Raw genomic sequence first — 17,479 nt, 5'->3', positions numbered from 1 at the left:
CATAGCAGCAGCGCCCTAGATGCTCGGCAAAATGCCCATATAGACGCGGAGATATGGTGCCGATTGGGGAATCGGGCTTGATCGTGATACGCACCTCTTCCATTGTTAAATCCTCACCATCCGTTATAGTGTGTTAGCTCTGATAGCGGTTTGCGCGCACGCGGAGCCGTCTCTCGTTTCTGTAAGTCTTCCGGCAAATCCTCTAGGCGCCCGGGGTATCCAACAGCGATAACCACCACAACGCGGTAGGGTTCTGGCACGTTCATGGCAGCCCTCATGGCAACCTCATCCCAGCCGGCCATCGGATGCACGACCAGTCCCTCGGCCGTTCCCTGCAGCAACAGATTCTCTGCCGCCAACCCACAGTCAAAAAGGTAAAGCGGCTGCCCGTTAATGTCCCCATCATCTTGGGGATTGGCACAGATCAACAGCAGCAGGGGAGCACGGTTTGCCCATCGCTGATTGCCGGGGTGGAGCGCCTCACGAGCGCGTGCCAGCGCCTCCGGCGCATCAATCACCACAAAGCGCCATGGCTGCGAGTTGCCAGATGAGGGCGCCCAACGTGCTGCCTCTAGCAGTCTCTGCGTCACCTCACGGGGAACTGGCCGATTGGGGTCTATGGCGCGGGGGCTGCGGCGTTGTGCCAATAACGGGTGTATCTCTAACGGCATCCACGACTCCTGACGAAATAAGACGACACGCACAAGTTCCGAAAATAGTATACACCCTCTCCGTGTTTCTTGCGTAAAAAAGCAGGAATCCGAACGGCTCGTTAAGAAGTATGCTGGTATCAGGATCGAGGCAGGGAATGAGGACTAAACACGCAGCCATTCGGTCAGCAGTTCAGAACTCGGAGCTTGAGGCAAAAACGCAACTTCTTCAGCGGATCAAAGCCTGGAAGACCGAAGCCCAGCGCGCACGTTTGCGTTGGCTAGGCTATTTTGGCGCCCTCTTTTTACCTCTACCGCTCTCTGCCATCCTTCTAGAGCAATTGGGTGCCGTGCAGGGCATCTCCCTTACGGTCGTCCCGCTCGTTCTACAGGTGCTCGCCATTGGGCTGCTGCTTGGCCTCGAACTGCTAGCCTATAAAAACCGCCGTTTCACCCAGCGAGAGCTTACCCAACAACTCGCCCACCTCAGCGATGCCACGTTACTTCCCACTCTCATCCATTCTCTCGATTCCACCCACCCTAAGCTCAACCGCCTGCTCATACAAACCTTAAAGCGCTTTTTTGCAGATACCTCGCAAGAGCTTAGCGGGCTGGCTTCGGCTGACTGGGAGCAGTTGTGCAGCTATCTCTTGTCGTTGCTTGCTGAAGGCGAGTTCGAGATGGTGCACCTGATTCTTCAAAGGCTCCCCGTCCCCGCCAGCCCTCGTGTGGCAAGCGCCTTAGCCGACTTCGTCGCCTCCGACGCGCTTTGGCCGTTGGACATTCTATGGGAAGAGGCAAAAGAGTGCTTGCATCGTCTGCTTATCTCATTCGATTTTCGCTTCGGTCTGCCGATATCGGAGGCCGTAGACCAGTGGATTCAACAGCTTCCATCGCCCTATTTCGATAATATGCTCTTCGCCCCAACCTACTCCGTCTACTCCCTACAGGCCGATGCCGTGATCGAGCCGCGCCATATGGGCCTTGCCTACTTAGCTATCGGCAAACTGCTGCCGCAGCTCTCTCCGGCAAGGTTTCAGCAGCTTTCTAAGCAAGATCGGGCAACACTTTACTGGAATCTGCTGGGAGAGCCGGTAACCTCTCAAGAAGCCTCGCTGCATCTCGCACGCCTCGGACCGCAGTATGCGCACGCCGTGCTGGATAAGATAGCTCAGGTCGGGGATACAGACGCTCTACCCTATTTGAAGCGTTTCGTACAGCACGGGATACTACAAGAATGGGTTCCCCATGAGATACGGTCAGAAGCTCATCGCGTTCTCTTACACGTTGAAGAGTGTGCGAAGCAGGAAGAGGTGGAACGCTCCCTTCTAAGGGCAAGCGCGGCGCCATCTCCTCCCACTGAGGAGATGCTGAGACCTGCGCATGAGCCGGCTCGGCGTCCTCTCGATGAAGCCCTGTTGCTGCGCAGGGTTGGTTTTGACGCCGAAACCAGCGAGCAAAACCGCACCGAGGAAAAACTCTAGGCGGGTTTCGGCACTACGGCGGCGGGTTAGGCAATGGGTTGCGCACAAGGTGATCGGGGTACTCATCTACTCGGGCGCGTCCCCACCGCATCCATTTTACGTGACCGTCGAAATAGATGTAGTTGGAGCCTCCATTATGGCGGTCATACTTAATCCAGCCTTGGTCGCCGTATTTTCCACTACCCCATCGCACCAACGCGGCCTCTCCAACCCACGTATCGTAGTCGTCTTGAGGCACATAGCCGTAGTCGGGATTGTCCGGGGCATCAAGCGCCGTGGAGTTACGTTCTGAGAACATAATGATGTTTGGGTTGGGCAGGGCATCTATCACGGCCTCCGTGGCGAAGCCGGGGAGAACGCCCTCCATTGCATACCGGCAAGATTTATGCGTGAAGATGGAGTTCAGTAGGTAACTCCACATACACAGATGATGAAGCTCCGCTTGGCACTGCTCCCCGTTTGGTGCGGCCTGGCATTCGGTACCTAAAACGGTGATGCCGCCGTTATACGCCTGCAGGTTCGTCGCCAAAATTTGAGACCGTGGCTCCGGATCGGAGGGGCAAAACCCGATAAGCCGTCCCTTCATATAGGGTTGAAAGAAGATCATCCAAGGTTTTTCGGCGTTACTGTTTCCCTGCCCGCCTCCGATACATCCGTCCACCGTCGGCGGCAGATTAGGCACCTGTGTGCCGTCATCTAGCACCCACTCCTCATGGTGATGAAAAAGGGCGCCATCCCAATCGTCCATATACATATGCGCCGCCATAGCGATCTGCTTCTCGTTGGAAAGGCAGGCCGTTTGGCGGGCGCTCTCACGCGCCTTAGCAAACACGGGAAACAGAATGGCCGCCAAAATAGCGATTATTGCTATTACGATAAGCAACTCGATTAGCGTGAAGCCTTCTCTCTTCAACAGCGTTACTCCTTTTGCCCATAGGGAAGAGATTTGAGAGAAATTATACCGAACATCGGTATTTTAGTTACCCGCCCATCATGAAATTCGGTTCTAGAGGCAGTTTGAAGATCAGGTCGGCTTCGTTCGCCCCCAACTCGGAAGGTGCCCCTCTCCCCATTGGGGATGGGGTTGGGGTGAGGGGCTACAGAGGCTGTTAGTCTCGCGGTTCTAGAGCCAATTCCTAAAGCAAGTCGACTTTGTTGGCCCCCCTATCCCTTCCTTTCCCCCGATTCGGCCTGTAGACCCACCTATTCGAGGCCATCCTCGGCCATCTCGATTGCGGCTACCAGCGCTTTCGCCTTGTTTACGCTCTCCTGGTACTCCAACGCGGGCACCGAATCGGCCACCAGTCCCCCGCCCGACTGAATATAGGCCACCTGTCCATCGGTCAACATGGTGCGGATCGTAATGGCCATATCCATATCGCCGCTGTAGCTAAAGTAGCCCAAAGCACCGGCGTAGAATCCTCGCCGTGTCCACTCCTGCTCATCTATAATCTCCATCGCACGTACTTTGGGGGCACCAGAGACCGTTCCGGCCGGGAAACAGGCACGTAGTACATCGTACACGCTTTTGTCGGGAGCCAGCTTGCCCACCACATTGCTCACAATATGCATCACATGCGAGTAGCGCTCGATCACCATCAACTCGTCCACCCGCACACTTCCGAAAACGCAGACTCGTCCGATATCGTTGCGCCCCAGATCGACCAGCATAATATGCTCCGCGCGCTCTTTCTCATCCGCCAGCAACTCCGCCTCCAATCGCGCATCCTCTTCGGGAGTTTTGCCACGGGGACGGGTGCCCGCAATCGGGCGCACACACACGGTGTCGCCATGCACATTCACCAAAATCTCCGGCGAGGCCCCGATCAGTTTGCGTTTGCCGAGGTCGAAATAGCACATATAGGGTGAGGGGTTAATGGAGCGAAGCGCCCGGTAGAGATCGAACGGTCGGGCAGAGAAAGGAACCTTAAACCGTTGCGAAAGCACGATCTGAAACGCATCGCCGGCCAGGATATACTGCCGACATCGTTCCACGGCTGCCTCGAACTCCTCCCGCGGGGTACAAGGTTCAACCACCACCTTTTGATGGGAGGCACGTGGTGGCGGAGGCGTATAAGGCGCCTGCAGACGTGTCACCAGAGAATCGATCTTGGCCATAGCCGCGTCATAGGCTGTATCGGGGTCGTCGTCCACGTGAGCGTTGCACAGCACGAGGATACGATGCCGCACGTGGTCAAAGATCACCAGGGTATCGGTGAATAGGAAGCAGGCATCGTCCACCTGAAGCTCATCGGGGTTCGTATCGGGCAGCTTCTCAAAGAAGCGAACGAGGTCGTAGCTAAAAAAACCGACGGCGCCCCCGCAGAATCGCGGGAGGTCGGACGTAGGAACAAACCGATAGCGCCCCATCAGGTCTTGAAGAACATGGAGTGGGTCTTGACCTTCCTCAAGCGCGAACCGGCGCTCGTGACCTTCTTCAAGCAGTATCACCTGCCGGTTCTTGGTGCGCAGCACAAGGCCGGGGTTCACCCCTAGGTAGGAGTAGCGAGCCAAGCGCTCCCCCCCCTCAACGCTCTCCAACAAAAAAGCACGCGGGTTTTCCCCCTCCTCTCCTAGTTCGGCAACAAGACGTTCAAAAGCAGAGACGGGCGTGAGTCTATCGGCGAGTATCTCCCGATAGACGGGTATCAGATTTCCTTTCTGCGCCAACGTGCGAAACGTCTCACGGTCGGGACGAACATGGGTAGGCATGGGCAGGGTCTATTTCCTTCTTATCTTCCTTACGCAATGAGAGCATGAGAATATTGTACTCTTTTTTTACGGGCATCCCAAAAGGGGATCACGGAGGCACCCCCTATGGGCTACTCTAAAACAAGGATGGCCCGGGGAGAGCCAAGAACAATATGGAGAAAATTGTGACCTAAGCTTGCGCTAACTGTCCTCACAGAGCAGGATTTCTATTCTTTTCTGTCGAAACTCTATTTGCGTATTTGAGCAGAGTGTGATATAATGAAAGTGTAGGCGAATGGCTATGCTTCGCACATGCAGAGCACAATATCCCTATTTGGCTTTGCAAGAAGCAGGCTTAACCTATATTTCTCATGTAGACGGAGAGGTCTGCAAGATTTCAAAGGGAGGAGTGATGTGAACAAAGAAGTAAGTCCGGCCATGATTGTCGGAGCCATCGTGGTGCTCGTGCTGGTTTTGGTTTTCCTCGGATGGCGTTACCTTCGAGGGCCAGCAGCGCGTTCAGGAAGCAATCCCTATGCACATATGCCTGCGAATATCAAAAATCCAGGAGCACCAACCTATCAAAACGGGCCGCCTAGTGAAAGCGGCGCACCCGGCGGTTCTCCTTACGCAAACATGTCTTCAGGCGGAAAATAGTAGAGGTGAGGTAAGCCTCTCCTCAAAGGCTATTTTTAACGCAACGAACCACAACTATACCACAAAATCTCAATAGAAGGAGCTGCACTATGCAACAAACAAAATCAAATTTGAACAGAGGGTTTACTCTGATCGAACTTCTCGTGGTTATCGCCATTATCGCGATTCTCGCGGCGATACTCTTCCCCGTTTTCGCCCAAGCACGTGAGAAGGCACGCGCTATCTCCTGCGCTAGTAACCTCAAACAGCTAGGGCTTGCCTTCAAGATGTACACCACCGACTATGATGAGCACTATCCATTCGGTGGTTGGCGACCCACTGATCCCACCAACGGACAACAAGATGGGACATGGGAGTGGCAAAATACGGTTGCACCCTACATAAAAAATAAAGGGCTTTATCGCTGTCCCGACTCGACCGATATGGATGAGAATCCAAACAACCCAACCGATTGGGCATGGAATCGTAATCCAGTTAGCTACCTATACAATAATCAGTGGGGCCGGAATCGCCAGCCACTTTCCGAGGCAGCTGCAGTAGCTCCAGCGGACACTTGGCTGGTACTCGATGGACACTCCGACTGGGGATGCGCTCAGACACATAATAATGCTTGTGGAGGTACTGACTGGCTGGGACGACCTCACACAGTCTGGAATATGGAAGATACCACCTTTGGGTCGGATGCTTCTCTCGTCACCGGTTGGCTCAGCTGGCAGGGCTTCACATGGGGTCTTCCTCGACACCAGCAACGTGCGAATGTCTGCTACTCTGATGGACACGTTAAGTCTATTACAATAACGCCTCAAGATCCGGCCTCTATGAGCGTTCAACAAGGCAATACCCTCTATCGCTCACCTGATAACTGCAGCGGTTGGTTCCAACAGACCTATCCCTATAACAAAGTGGCCATTCCGGAGCAGAATAACCCGGGTTGGAAATGGTGCGTCAGCTAACAAAAGTGCGTGTTAGCTAATTCAGATGGGGGAGGCTATTGATGGAATACCCATCAATAGCTTCCCAACTTTTTGGAATAGGTTTAGATTTGGTTTAGGATGCTTATAGCGGAAGATAAAATGAAGCGAAGATATGTTGTATTTGGAATAACGAGTTGCATGCTTATCGTTGTAAGTCTCCTTATTCGAGACAGTCGGTGGGCAGAAGAACGTATGCTGAAACCGCTTTCAGCAGAAGACCTGGCTTACGCTGTTCATGATCGCCCGAACGATCCGCTGGCTTTCCTCTACTACGGTTCGGCTCTCTTGAAAGCCGGTGATCTGACAGACGCTGCCTATGCGTTCACAAGAGCGACGAAACTCGATCCAAAACTCTATGAGGCCTATCTCGGACTAGGCAGCATTCAACTTCGCCTAAGGGATTATGTAGCTGCACAATCCTCTTTTCAGAAAGCCTCACAACTACGGCCGCATCAGATTGCGGCTTACCTCGGTTTAGCACAAGCCTATTATTTGAACGGTTTGCCAGAACACGCTACGGGGCCCCTTAAGAAGATTGTTGCCCTACAACCTAAAAACGATCTTGCTTGGTATACCCTTGGACAGATGTATGGAGATGCTCACGAACCCGATCAGGCGTTGCTAGCTATGCAACGTGCTGTCGCACTCAAACCCCATAACCCTGAGTACCGCATTGCTTTGGCAGAAGTTCTAATACACTATGCCCGCTACACCGATGCGGAACAACAGCTCGTACAGGCCATTCGTGACGATTACAATAATGCTTACGCACACTACCTGCTTGGATACGTGTTTGAACAGCAAGGAGATAATCCCCAACTCAGAGGCCAGGCAGAACAAGAGTTTCTTAATGCACTTGCCCGCAAGCCCGAAATGGAAGCTGCCTACTTCGATCTCGGGCAACTCTATGAACGCGATGGAGACTATAAACCTGCCATCACAAACTATCGTAAGGCATTTCACCTTAACCCTTCCGATGCCCAAGCGCTCTATCATCTAGGTCTCTGCCTCGTTCAATCAGGCAAAATTAAAGAAGGTCAGCAACTTATTAATGGCGCTCAAGCGCTTAGCCACGCCCAGCGAGAAATAGACTATATGCAAAAGCGCATTATTGCAGACCCACGCAATCCCGATCTTCGCCTGCGTATGGCGCGTATCTACAAAAAATATGGAAATTATTCAGAAGCGCTGCAACAATACCAAGTCTATAGCGCGCTTCGCCCGCCGGATCGGCGAATCGAAAAAGAGATCGCCGCCTGCTACACGAGTCTCAAAAAAGCAAGTTTGCCCAAAACATCCGTCAGCCATATAGTTCAACCATGAGTCGACTCTATCTCAATCGTCGGGAACTTCTACTCTCTGCAATTGGAGCTATAAGCTTTACGGGAGGATGTGGCCCCCGAAATCAAGCCAGCCTCCTAAAATCCTCTGGTGCTAGTACTTCTCTAACCCCTAGTGATCCGCCTTGGTTTGAGGATCGCACACTCCAAAGCGGTATTACTTTCCAACTTGGCCATCTTCCCCATCCAAGTCCGTTGAATATTCTTCAAACGATTGGAGCTGGATGTGCCCTTTTTGATTTCGATGGAGATGGCCATCTCGATCTGTTGCTTATAGGCCAAATAGGAACACGTACACCAAGCTGTGCCCTATACCATAACAATGGGGACGGCACTTTCGCCGATATTACGCAAGGCAGCGGGCTAGAAAAACCCGGCTTCTACCTAGGATGCGCTATAGGAGATTTCGATAACGATGGTCGCCCCGACATCCTCCTAACCGGTTATGGTGTGTTAAAACTTTTCCGCAATGTAGGGAATGGGAAGTTCGAGGATATCTCCAAAGATGCAGGTCTCTCCTCTCCTTCACCAACCTCCTGGCATACAAGTGCAATTTTCTTTGATTTCAATCGAGATGGTCACGTAGATTTCTACGTGGGGCGCTACGTTATCTTCAATTCGAAAACCATTCAGCTTTGCAACTATGGAAAATATAAGTCCTCCTGTGGCCCAATCTTCTATGATCCCGATTTCGGAAGTCTCTACCATAATGACGGCAAAGGGCATTTCACCGATGTGACACATGAGCTTGGGCTCGACAACGCCCATGGAAAGTGCTTAGGAGTCGCAATGGCCGATGTCAACGGCGACGGATGGCCCGACCTCTATTTAGCTAACGATGAAATGCCCGGAGATCTTCTCATCAATGAAAAAGGGAGGGCATTTCGGAATGAAGGACTGCTGCGTGGAGTGGCACTAAACGGCGCAGGCGAGATGCAAGGGGGTATGGGGGTAGACTTTGGTGATTATGATAACGATGGTCTCCTCGATCTTTTCGTTGCTACTTTCGAGGGAGAGCCGGATAGCCTCTATCATGCAACTCGCTCGGGCATCTTCGAGTATGCTTCCATTAACGCAGGTATCGATCAAGCAACTCGAAACATGGTTGGGTTTGGAACAAAGTTTATAGACATAAACAACAATGGATGGCTAGATATTGTAATTGCCAATGGTCATATTCATGACAACGAGGACCTTCTAGATAAGTTCAATCATTATCCCCAGCCCATGCAACTTTTCATGAACCAAGGTGGTCATCTCTTTATGGAGATGTCTCAACATGCAGGGCCTGCCTTCACCACCCCTATGGTCGGACGCGGGTTAGCCATAGGCGATATTAACAATGATGGCCTCCTCGATATTGTGGCCACAGATTTAGAAGGACGGCCCCGCCTCCTCATCAATCAAACCCCTAGAGCGGGTAACTGGCTCCGACTTACACTAGAAGGACGCACAAGTAATCGTATGGCATTAGGTGCATATGTCACTTTAACGGCAGCTGGCCAGACATGGACGCGCCAGTGTACCACCGGAGGAAGCTTCTTTTCGGCAAGCGATCCACGAATTCATTTTGGACTAGGCTCCGTCAAAGAGGTCGAGAAAGTTGAAGTGCTCTGGCCAAGTGGCAAAAAGACAGTCGTCCATTCGCCTCCGATCAACAAAGATATTAAGGTTGTAGAATCAGACGAGTGAAGAGAATCACATCAGGAGATCGAAATCGTGAAGCGTTCATGGGATATCATCCAAATCGTGCGTCCAATCACGATCGGCTTGCTAATTGGGGCAGGAATCCTCCTTTTCATTATAGAGAACAACGCCGCCCGAAACGCTTGGCTAGAAAATGCCTCTACTCCCGAATTGGAAGCACAAGCTGCTAATCATCCCGATGATGATCTGCTTGTACGCACACTTTGCTACCGTCTTGTCGGAGAAGGAAAAGCACCAAAAGCTACAGTACTTATGGAGCATCTTGTTGCGCGTCACCCGTCTTCAGCGGAAGATTGGTTTGGTCTGGGACGCTGTGCCGCTAACGCAAATCAGATTGTTCGTGCATATCAGGCCTATCGAAGGGCCTACATGTTAGATCATCATAACGCGCAAGCACTCGTTTTGGTTGGGCAGATCGAAACGAGAGCTGGCCTCTATGCAGATGGCCTTAGGGATATTGAAAAAGCAATGGCCATTGATCCTAAACTTAACTTCGATCACGGCGCCTACATCACCTGCCTTATACGTTACCAGCGCTGGCAAGAAGCCTGGCAACAACTTTTAGCCGCCCTAAACCAAAACCCTATGGAAACAGAACTCTATTCGGATCTCGTGGAGATCGCACCCCATGTAGGAGGATTAGCTAAGGCTGAAGAGCTTCTGCGACGACGCATTGATATGACACCCGCCTACGATACGCCGAAAATTCACGGTCTTCTCGCCTTGATTCTCCTTAAGGAAGCACACTCGCCAAACGACCTTCTTAATGCTGCCAAAGAGGCACAAAAAGAGAGTTGGTCACCGTTGAGATGCCAGGCCGGTGCGGAAATTTTTCTTGCCTGTCATGATCTCACTCACGCACAAAAGCTCGTAGAGGAAGGATTAAATATCAATCCCCTAGACACCGATCTACTTCGTATTTTGCAGACGATATATCTCATGGAACACCGAGCTATAGCGGCTCAGGACGTGGAGAAGAAAATAGCAGTCAGCCAAAATATGACACCTGAAATTATTCATCTACAGGAGCTGTTCATGAAAAATCCTGACAACCCTGCCATAGCGCTCCAACTCGCCAGAGCACTCATGCAACATGGTAACTATGCTTCTGCAGCAGAAGCTTATCTGCAAGTTCTCCACTACGATCCAAACAATCAAGAGGCATCTCACCAACTGTCCTTCTGTCGTCAAAAAGCTATAGAGGCCCTAGATGTAACCGTTCGGACGAAGAACATCACCTAACAAGGACACTACTTGTATAGCCTAAGCTCGAAATGATGAGAGGTATAATGCGAACCACTTCAACAGACGAAATAGCGGTAACAGATGACCTAGCGTCTACAGAAAAGGAGAAACCACCTTATCCTAGCATACCTAGAGCGCTTCAAATTGCGCTCCTAGTCAGCGTTCTTGGCGTCCTTGCTGCCGGACTTACTTGGTGGTTTGGCCCATGGAGCCATAAATTCCATATCCGCCATATGGGCTTTTTAGAGCTTCATTGGTACACCGAAAGCCATCCTAAAGACGGCTATGCCTGGAGAGAGCTTGGACTTCGACTGGCCCGCGACGGCGATGCGCAATTGGCCGAGCCTGCTCTCATACAGGCCACCCTCCTTAACCCAAACGATCCGGAACCACCCACGGCCTTAGCGGAGATATACATCGCCAAAAAACACTATAAAGAGGCTTTTGAGCTTCTTAAATCGGTCACGAGTCGTTTCCCAAACTACGAGCTTGCTCACGTGGACTTAGGGCGCATCTATACCCATAAAGCTTCCTATCTCCATGCCGCCGATGAGTTCCAAACCGCTGTCAAGCTCGATCCAAAAGACGCGGTGGCGTGGCGTGAGCTTGGCATCTGTTACTTACAGATGCAGCAATCGGCCAACGCCGAGCAAGCCGTACAACGTGCCCTCCAGCTCGATCCTAAAAATCCCGACTATCTCGCCTTGGCAAGTAGTGTGGATGCGGCGGTGGGCAAGATAGATCGAGCCGTGGCCGAGGCCCGCCAGGCGGCCCTTCTTGCCCCCCAAAACCTGCCTATCCAGTCTAACTTGGTGACCATCCTTCTCCAAAGTCCGCGCAACCCCTCCGACATCGCCTTAGCGGCTCAGACGTTGGACTATATAAGACAACATGCCCCCACCGCACCGCTTTTGCCCTACCAGGAGGGCCTGCTGGCGGAACAACAGGGGCACTGGCAAGAGGCCGTACACGACTTTGAACAGGCTATCCAACTTAACCCTTCCTATGATGCCGGCTACTATGCTCTTGGTCAGGCCTTCCAGCATATTGGGCGTACGGCAGATGCCGCAAAGCTGTTCGCCCTCTACCAAAAACGTCAAGACCTACGTAGGCGCATAGAAGCCCTTCAGATCGAGTTGGGAAGCAATACGAATAATCCCAAACTCTACGTCCAACTTGCTAAACTGCAACTCCAGTTACCCGACCTTGCCGGAGCTATCGAAAGCCTTCAGAATGCCCATGAGTTAGCGCCAAACGATCCCACGATCACGGCTCACCTTCAACAACTTCAGCAGATACAAAACGCCCAGGCACCTGTGGGGCCTTAGCTATGAAACATCGTATCTCGCGTCGGCTATTCCTCCTTTCTGGTCTGCTAACCGGCTGTGGAATACATCGTTCTGTATCCTCGCCACCGGAGGACCCCACTCCTATCTCGTCCCTCAAAAACACACAGTCTCCCCCCGGATCTGCCATTCGCCTCGCCGATGTTACCGAACAAGCCGGCATTCACTTCTCCCTTGGTCATGGCGGCCGTAGCCCGTTAACCATCTTAGAAACGGCCGGCGGCGGCTGCGCCTTTCTAGACTATGATGCCGATGGATGGTCAGATATTCTGCTTGTCGGCCCCTATAATCTCGCTCTCTATCGCAATCGGCGGGACGGGACTTTTGAGGATGTTACGGCGCAGAGCGGGCTTGATCCGCACCGTTATTGGATGGGCTGTGCTGTAGGCGACTACGATGGAGACGGCCTACCGGATATCTTTCTCTCCGGCTATCACTGCTATGCGCTCTACCACAACGAAGGAAAAGGACGCTTTCGTGAGGTAACCGCCGAGAGCGGAATCGAAGGACTGGATTGGAGTATGAGCGCTGCCTTTGCCGACTTCACCGGCTCCGGTCGCCTCGACCTCTTCATTGGGCAGTATGTCCTTTTTAACCGCGATACCCCGCAAATCTGTACTGTCGGCAGGGCGCATTCAGCTTGCGGCCCGGAGATATATCAACCCCTATCTGGTCATCTGTTTTTAAATCTAGACGGGAGGCGCTTCCGGGCCATCCCATGGAAAGATACCGGTAAGACATGGGGCGTCCTTGCCTCTCGCCTTCTCGATGGCCCTCATCCCGACCTCTATCTCGCCAACGACATGATGCCGGGAGACCTGTGGACCAACCAAGAAGGTCACTGGCGTAATGTAGGGGCGCTTACCGGTACGGCCTATGATGCCCAAGGCAATCTACAAGGAGGGATGGGCGTCGACTCGGCCGATTATGATAACGATGGACGCCTCGATCTCATTGTTACCACCTATTTCGCACAGGCTACGTCGCTTTACCACAACGATGGAAACGGCCTCTTTCACGTAGTCAGCAGCCTCTGTGGCATAGGGCCCCCAACGATGCCCTACGTCAATTTCGGTACCTCTTTTGTGGACTTCGATAACGACGGTTGGCTCGATCTCATCATCACTAACGGCCATGTGCGGGACAACGTTCATAGCTTCGATGCAGCACAAACCTACGCGCAACCCATCCAGGTATTTCATAATCAGAACGCTTACTTCACCGATATATCTCAGGAGTGTGGCGTTGGTAACTTGCGGCTGGTAGGACGTGGTTTGACGATTGGAGACTACGATCACGATGGGCGCCAGGATGTGTTGATCTGTAACCTCGAAGGAAGATCGGTGTTGCTTAGAAACATCTCCGATGCCCATCACTGGCTTGAAGTGGTGCTAAGCCAACCCGGCATGAACAGAGCCGCACTAGGGGCGATGGTGACACTGGAAGCTCCTACCCTACGTCGTATTGCCGAGATTCGCACGAGTGGAAGCGTGCTCTCCGCGCGGGAACCCATCGCCCACTTTGGCCTTGGCAACTACTCTGGCCCGGTTACCCTACATATTCGCTGGCCTGATGGCAAAATGCAACGTACCTCCATCGAGCGCGTAGACCGAAGAGTCACCATCATTCGTTCCGTTTAGAGCGGGAACAACCCACTACCACCCTTTCGCTCCGGCAAGGGAAAAGGCGAATTCGGGGAGGGAAAGGCTGGCGTTTCTATCGAACCAGCCCTACTACTACCCCCAAATGGTGCCGGTTTCCGGCGATGCAACCGGTGGGATCATCGGTGCCGTTGTCTCGATGCTTATCCCCCTCTTCTCCTTCCCTATTATCTTCGGCCCATGTGCGATCTTTTGTGGGTACAAGGTACAACAGAACGGAAATAGAGGGCTTGGCACGGGGCTTATGGTGGCAAATGATAACCTTTTCGACCTCTTCAACCCTTATTTATTCTTTTTGGAGCGTGGTAAGATACACATATTTACCTTAGGAGAAAAAGAAACTTGCGACGATATCGGGCTGTTTTTATTGGATTGTGGCTTCTCTCCGCCCCTCTCCTGACCGCAGCACAACAGGCCCCTTCGGGCAGCGCCGAAACCCACCGCTCCCATAAAATTACGCTTCATGTCTCTGTAGATGCCTCCGAAGCGCCTGACCTCGGCCCGTGGCTGCAGCAGGCAAAAGACCTATGCGAAGCGTGGTATCCTAAAATCACCAAACTACTGGCAAGCCCCGGCTTCATACCGCCCGATAAGGTGACACTGCGGCTGCATATGATGAACGGCGTGGCCTACACCTCCGGCAATGTCATCACCATCTCTGCCGACTATGTGCGCCACCACCCGGACGATCTTGGCATGGTGATCCATGAACTGACTCACGTCGTGCAGTCCTACCCGCCCTCCAATGCCGGTTGGCTTGTGGAAGGAATCGCCGACTATGTACGTTTTTTCTTCTACGAGCCAAAAGCGCCCAGACCCTATATTGACCTTCAAAAAGCTACCTATCACGACGCTTACCGCACCACGGCAGCCTTTCTCGCGTGGGCTTCGGCACGCTACAACAAACATCTCGTGCAACAACTGAACCAAGCGCTGCGTGAAGGTAAGTTCGATATCTCCCTCTTCCAAAAATTGACCGGCAAAGATGCAGACACCCTTTGGAACGAGTTCATCGCCGACATCAAGGCGGGAAAAGCGAAGCCATTCGTTTCTAATGCCCCAGACATGGTAAAGTAGCCTTCTTCATACCCATCCACCTAGAGCCTATAGGCAAAGAGGAAACCAACCCTAGTATAATTATGTATAGGATATAAGGTTTGCCGCTTAAGCGACAGGAAGGAGAAAGAGACGATGGGTGGGTTTCAGCTTGTTTCCGAGTACGCGCCGGCCGGGGATCAACCGCAAGCCATCGAGCAACTCGTAGAGGGGCTGAATAGGGGCATGCGCTATCAAACCCTTTTGGGCGCTACGGGCACCGGCAAAACGTTTACCATCGCCAATGTCATTCAACGGGTACAACGCCCTACCCTCGTTATCGCCCACAATAAAACCTTAGCAGCCCAACTCTGCTCGGAGTTCCGCGAGTTCTTTCCGCATAACGCCGTCGAGTTCTTCGTCTCTTACTACGACTACTATCAGCCGGAAGCCTACATTCCGCAATCCGATACCTACATTGAAAAAGATGCGCAGATCAACGACGAAATAGACCGTCTGCGCCATTCCGCAACGCAAGCGGTGCTAGAACGCCGCGACGTTATTGTGGTGGCCTCTGTCTCCTGCATCTACGGTCTCGGTTCCCCGGACGAGTATCGCCAGATCATCCTCTCTTTCCGTGTCGGCGAGTGCATAGACCGCGACGTGGCCATTCGACGCCTCATTGATATGCAGTTTACGCGAAATAACCTCGAACTTACCCGTGCCACCTTCCGTGTACGTGGCGATACCCTCGAAATCCAACCCGCCGATGAAGAGATCATCATTCGCGTCTCCTTTTTCGGCGATGAGGTCGAGAAGATCGCCCTCGTAGACCCCGTAACGGGTGAGATCATAGGGACACGCGATGGGATCACCATCTTTCCGGCATCGCACTTCGTTACCTCGCGAGAACGCCTTGAAAAGGCCATCCACTCCATTGAAGAGGAGCTTGCCGAACGCATCGCATGGTTCAAGAGCCAAGGGAGACTGCTTGAAGCTCAGCGCATTGAGATGCGCACCAAATTCGACCTAGAGATGATTCGAGAGCTAGGCTACTGCTCCGGCATTGAAAACTACAGCCGCCACCTCGATGGCCGCGCGCCTGGCACCCCACCGAACACGCTTTTTAACTACTTCCCCGACGACTTTCTGCTCGTGATAGACGAAAGCCATCAGACCCTGCCTCAAATTCGCGGTATGTACAACGGCGATAAATCTCGCAAAGATGTGCTGATTGACTACGGTTTTCGCCTCCCTTCCGCTGCCGATAACCGCCCGCTAAAATGGCATGAGTTTGAAAGCCGTATTCATCAGGCCATCTTTGTGTCGGCAACCCCGGGTCCGTTTGAACGAGAACATAGCGAGCAGATCGTGGAGCAGATCATCCGCCCCACCGGCCTGGTAGACCCCGAAGTGATCGTGCGTCCCACACGGGGTCAAATTGATGACCTTATCGGAGAGATTCGCAAACGCGTAGCGCTCGGGGAGCGCGTGCTCGTAACCACCCTCACCAAACGCATGGCGGAAGACCTCACCCAGTATCTTGAAGACCTCAATATCAAGGTGAACTACCTTCACTCCGATATCAAAACGTTGGAGCGCAATGAGATATTGCGTAACCTCCGCCTCGGAGTTCACGATGTGGTGGTGGGCATCAACCTGCTTCGGGAAGGCCTAGACCTGCCGGAGGTCTCCCTTGTGGCCATTCTCGATGCCGATAAGGAAGGCTTCCTCCGAAGTGAAACCTCGCTTATCCAGACCATCGGCCGTGCCGCACGCAACGTGTCGGGCCAGGTGATCATGTATGCCGATAACATCACCGGCTCTATGGAGCGCGCTATCGTGGAGACGAACCGTCGCCGCCAAAAACAGCTTGCCTACAACGAGGCGCACGGCATTACCCCCCAAACCGTAAAGAAGGCCGTTCGTGAGCTTATTGCAGCCGAGCGATTGGCGGAAGAGAAAGCGGAGTACTCACATCAAAACGCCTTGAGCCGCCTCCAAAAGGAGGCCGACACCATGAGCCTGGAAGAGGTTGCAACGGTGATCGCTCAGCTTGAAAAAGAGATGAAGGAGGCCGCGCGCGCCCTTAATTTTGAGTATGCCGCGGAGCTTCGTGACGAGATCGCCGCGCTGAAAAAACTGCTGCCCGCTCAAAAACTCACCCAAGATACGCCCCAAAAAGAGCGTTCGCACCCTATTTCCTACCCACAAAATGGCCGGCGCCGCACTCGATAGGTCGATAGGTGGCTTAAACTTAGAGGTTTTGGTCTATGTGGCGAAGCTCGCTCAGAAGAACGCTTTATGCAGCCGCACTGATGGGTTGTGCCCTCTTGCTGTGAGGACATCTCACCATTCGTCCTTGTCGCAATCGCGTCAGGGCGGGCTTGACAGTCTCGGTCGCCTTGATGCGGACTTGTATGTGCAGGCCGGTGACCAAGTTGGGTACCGTTTGCTGTTCGACCGTTGGCCTTGAGGGGAAGGGCGCTCTACCCCAGAAAATCTTGCGATTTTCTGGGGACCCCTGTATCGTTTTTGAGGGGGAAGGTCTACGGGGAGAACTATGCATTCGGCATCGTAGATGTGAACGACCGCCCACGATGGGATTTAGCCACCGCCATGCACGAGGCGAACCTAGAGCTGAATAGAATGCGTAACGAAGCAAAAACCTCTGTCGCCGCCAAATAGT

14 protein-coding genes are annotated in these 17,479 nt (G+C 52.9%); 11 read left to right on the top strand and 3 right to left on the bottom strand.

The window, feature by feature from the left end:
* Positions 1-113: 113 nt before the first annotated feature.
* Positions 114-671 carry a nitroreductase family protein gene (locus VKV29_RS03550; RefSeq protein ID WP_324199922.1) on the bottom strand — a complete coding sequence of 186 codons (558 nt, stop codon included), beginning with the start codon at positions 669-671 and terminating at the stop codon, positions 114-116.
* 137 nt (positions 672-808) lie between these two features.
* Between VKV29_RS03550 and VKV29_RS03545 the strand changes: the two genes are divergently transcribed.
* Positions 809-2,134 carry a hypothetical protein gene (locus tag VKV29_RS03545; protein WP_324199921.1) on the top strand — a complete coding sequence of 442 codons (1,326 nt, stop codon included), beginning with the start codon at positions 809-811 and terminating at the stop codon, positions 2,132-2,134.
* 13 nt (positions 2,135-2,147) lie between these two features.
* On the opposite strand, the gene VKV29_RS03540 is transcribed toward VKV29_RS03545, so the two are convergent.
* Together VKV29_RS03540 and trpE are read right to left on the bottom strand one after the other, a co-directional pair.
* Positions 2,148-3,047 (bottom strand): prepilin-type N-terminal cleavage/methylation domain-containing protein, encoded by a 900-nt coding sequence (locus VKV29_RS03540; RefSeq protein WP_324199920.1) that lies wholly within the window; start codon positions 3,045-3,047, stop codon positions 2,148-2,150.
* Between the two features lie 290 nt (positions 3,048-3,337).
* Positions 3,338-4,846, bottom strand: a complete 1,509-nt coding sequence (trpE, locus tag VKV29_RS03535) for an anthranilate synthase component I (protein ID WP_324199919.1) — start codon at positions 4,844-4,846, stop codon at positions 3,338-3,340.
* Between the two features lie 393 nt (positions 4,847-5,239).
* Between trpE and VKV29_RS03530 the strand changes: the two genes are divergently transcribed.
* The 10 genes from VKV29_RS03530 (at position 5,240) to VKV29_RS03485 (ending at position 17,478) form a co-directional block, all read left to right on the top strand.
* Positions 5,240-5,482 (top strand): hypothetical protein, encoded by a 243-nt coding sequence (locus tag VKV29_RS03530; RefSeq protein ID WP_324199918.1) that lies wholly within the window; start codon positions 5,240-5,242, stop codon positions 5,480-5,482.
* A gap of 89 nt (positions 5,483-5,571) precedes the next feature.
* Entirely contained in the window at positions 5,572-6,435 is an 864-nt protein-coding gene (locus tag VKV29_RS03525; protein ID WP_324199917.1) for a DUF1559 domain-containing protein, read from the top strand.
* Positions 6,436-6,555: 120 nt separating this feature from the next.
* Positions 6,556-7,779 carry a tetratricopeptide repeat protein gene (locus VKV29_RS03520; protein ID WP_324199916.1) on the top strand — a complete coding sequence of 408 codons (1,224 nt, stop codon included), beginning with the start codon at positions 6,556-6,558 and terminating at the stop codon, positions 7,777-7,779.
* Between the two features lie 212 nt (positions 7,780-7,991).
* Positions 7,992-9,488 (top strand): CRTAC1 family protein, encoded by a 1,497-nt coding sequence (locus VKV29_RS03515; protein WP_324199915.1) that lies wholly within the window; start codon positions 7,992-7,994, stop codon positions 9,486-9,488.
* A gap of 27 nt (positions 9,489-9,515) precedes the next feature.
* Positions 9,516-10,745, top strand: a complete 1,230-nt coding sequence (locus VKV29_RS03510) for a tetratricopeptide repeat protein (RefSeq protein ID WP_324199914.1) — start codon at positions 9,516-9,518, stop codon at positions 10,743-10,745.
* Between the two features lie 47 nt (positions 10,746-10,792).
* Positions 10,793-12,076 (top strand): tetratricopeptide repeat protein, encoded by a 1,284-nt coding sequence (locus tag VKV29_RS03505; RefSeq protein WP_324199913.1) that lies wholly within the window; start codon positions 10,793-10,795, stop codon positions 12,074-12,076.
* Between the two features lie 2 nt (positions 12,077-12,078).
* The gene (locus tag VKV29_RS03500) at positions 12,079-13,734 is read left to right on the top strand and encodes a CRTAC1 family protein (RefSeq protein ID WP_324199912.1); all 1,656 of its coding nucleotides are present in this window, start codon (positions 12,079-12,081) and stop codon (positions 13,732-13,734) included.
* Positions 13,735-14,097: 363 nt separating this feature from the next.
* Positions 14,098-14,832, top strand: coding sequence for a basic secretory protein-like protein (locus VKV29_RS03495; protein ID WP_324199911.1), 735 nt, complete (start codon positions 14,098-14,100; stop codon positions 14,830-14,832).
* Between the two features lie 114 nt (positions 14,833-14,946).
* On the top strand, positions 14,947-17,028 hold the full coding sequence (gene uvrB, locus VKV29_RS03490; protein ID WP_324199910.1) for an excinuclease ABC subunit UvrB: 2,082 nt from the start codon (positions 14,947-14,949) through the stop codon (positions 17,026-17,028).
* Positions 17,029-17,325: 297 nt separating this feature from the next.
* Positions 17,326-17,478 carry a hypothetical protein gene (locus tag VKV29_RS03485; protein ID WP_324199909.1) on the top strand — a complete coding sequence of 51 codons (153 nt, stop codon included), beginning with the start codon at positions 17,326-17,328 and terminating at the stop codon, positions 17,476-17,478.
* Position 17,479: the final 1 nt, after the last annotated feature.

The organism is Chthonomonas sp., from assembly GCF_035294165.1.
Lineage (GTDB): Bacteria > Armatimonadota > Chthonomonadetes > Chthonomonadales > Chthonomonadaceae > Chthonomonas.
The sequence above is the reverse complement of the archived record's forward strand: the minus strand, read 5'-3'. Positions and strand labels throughout refer to the sequence as shown.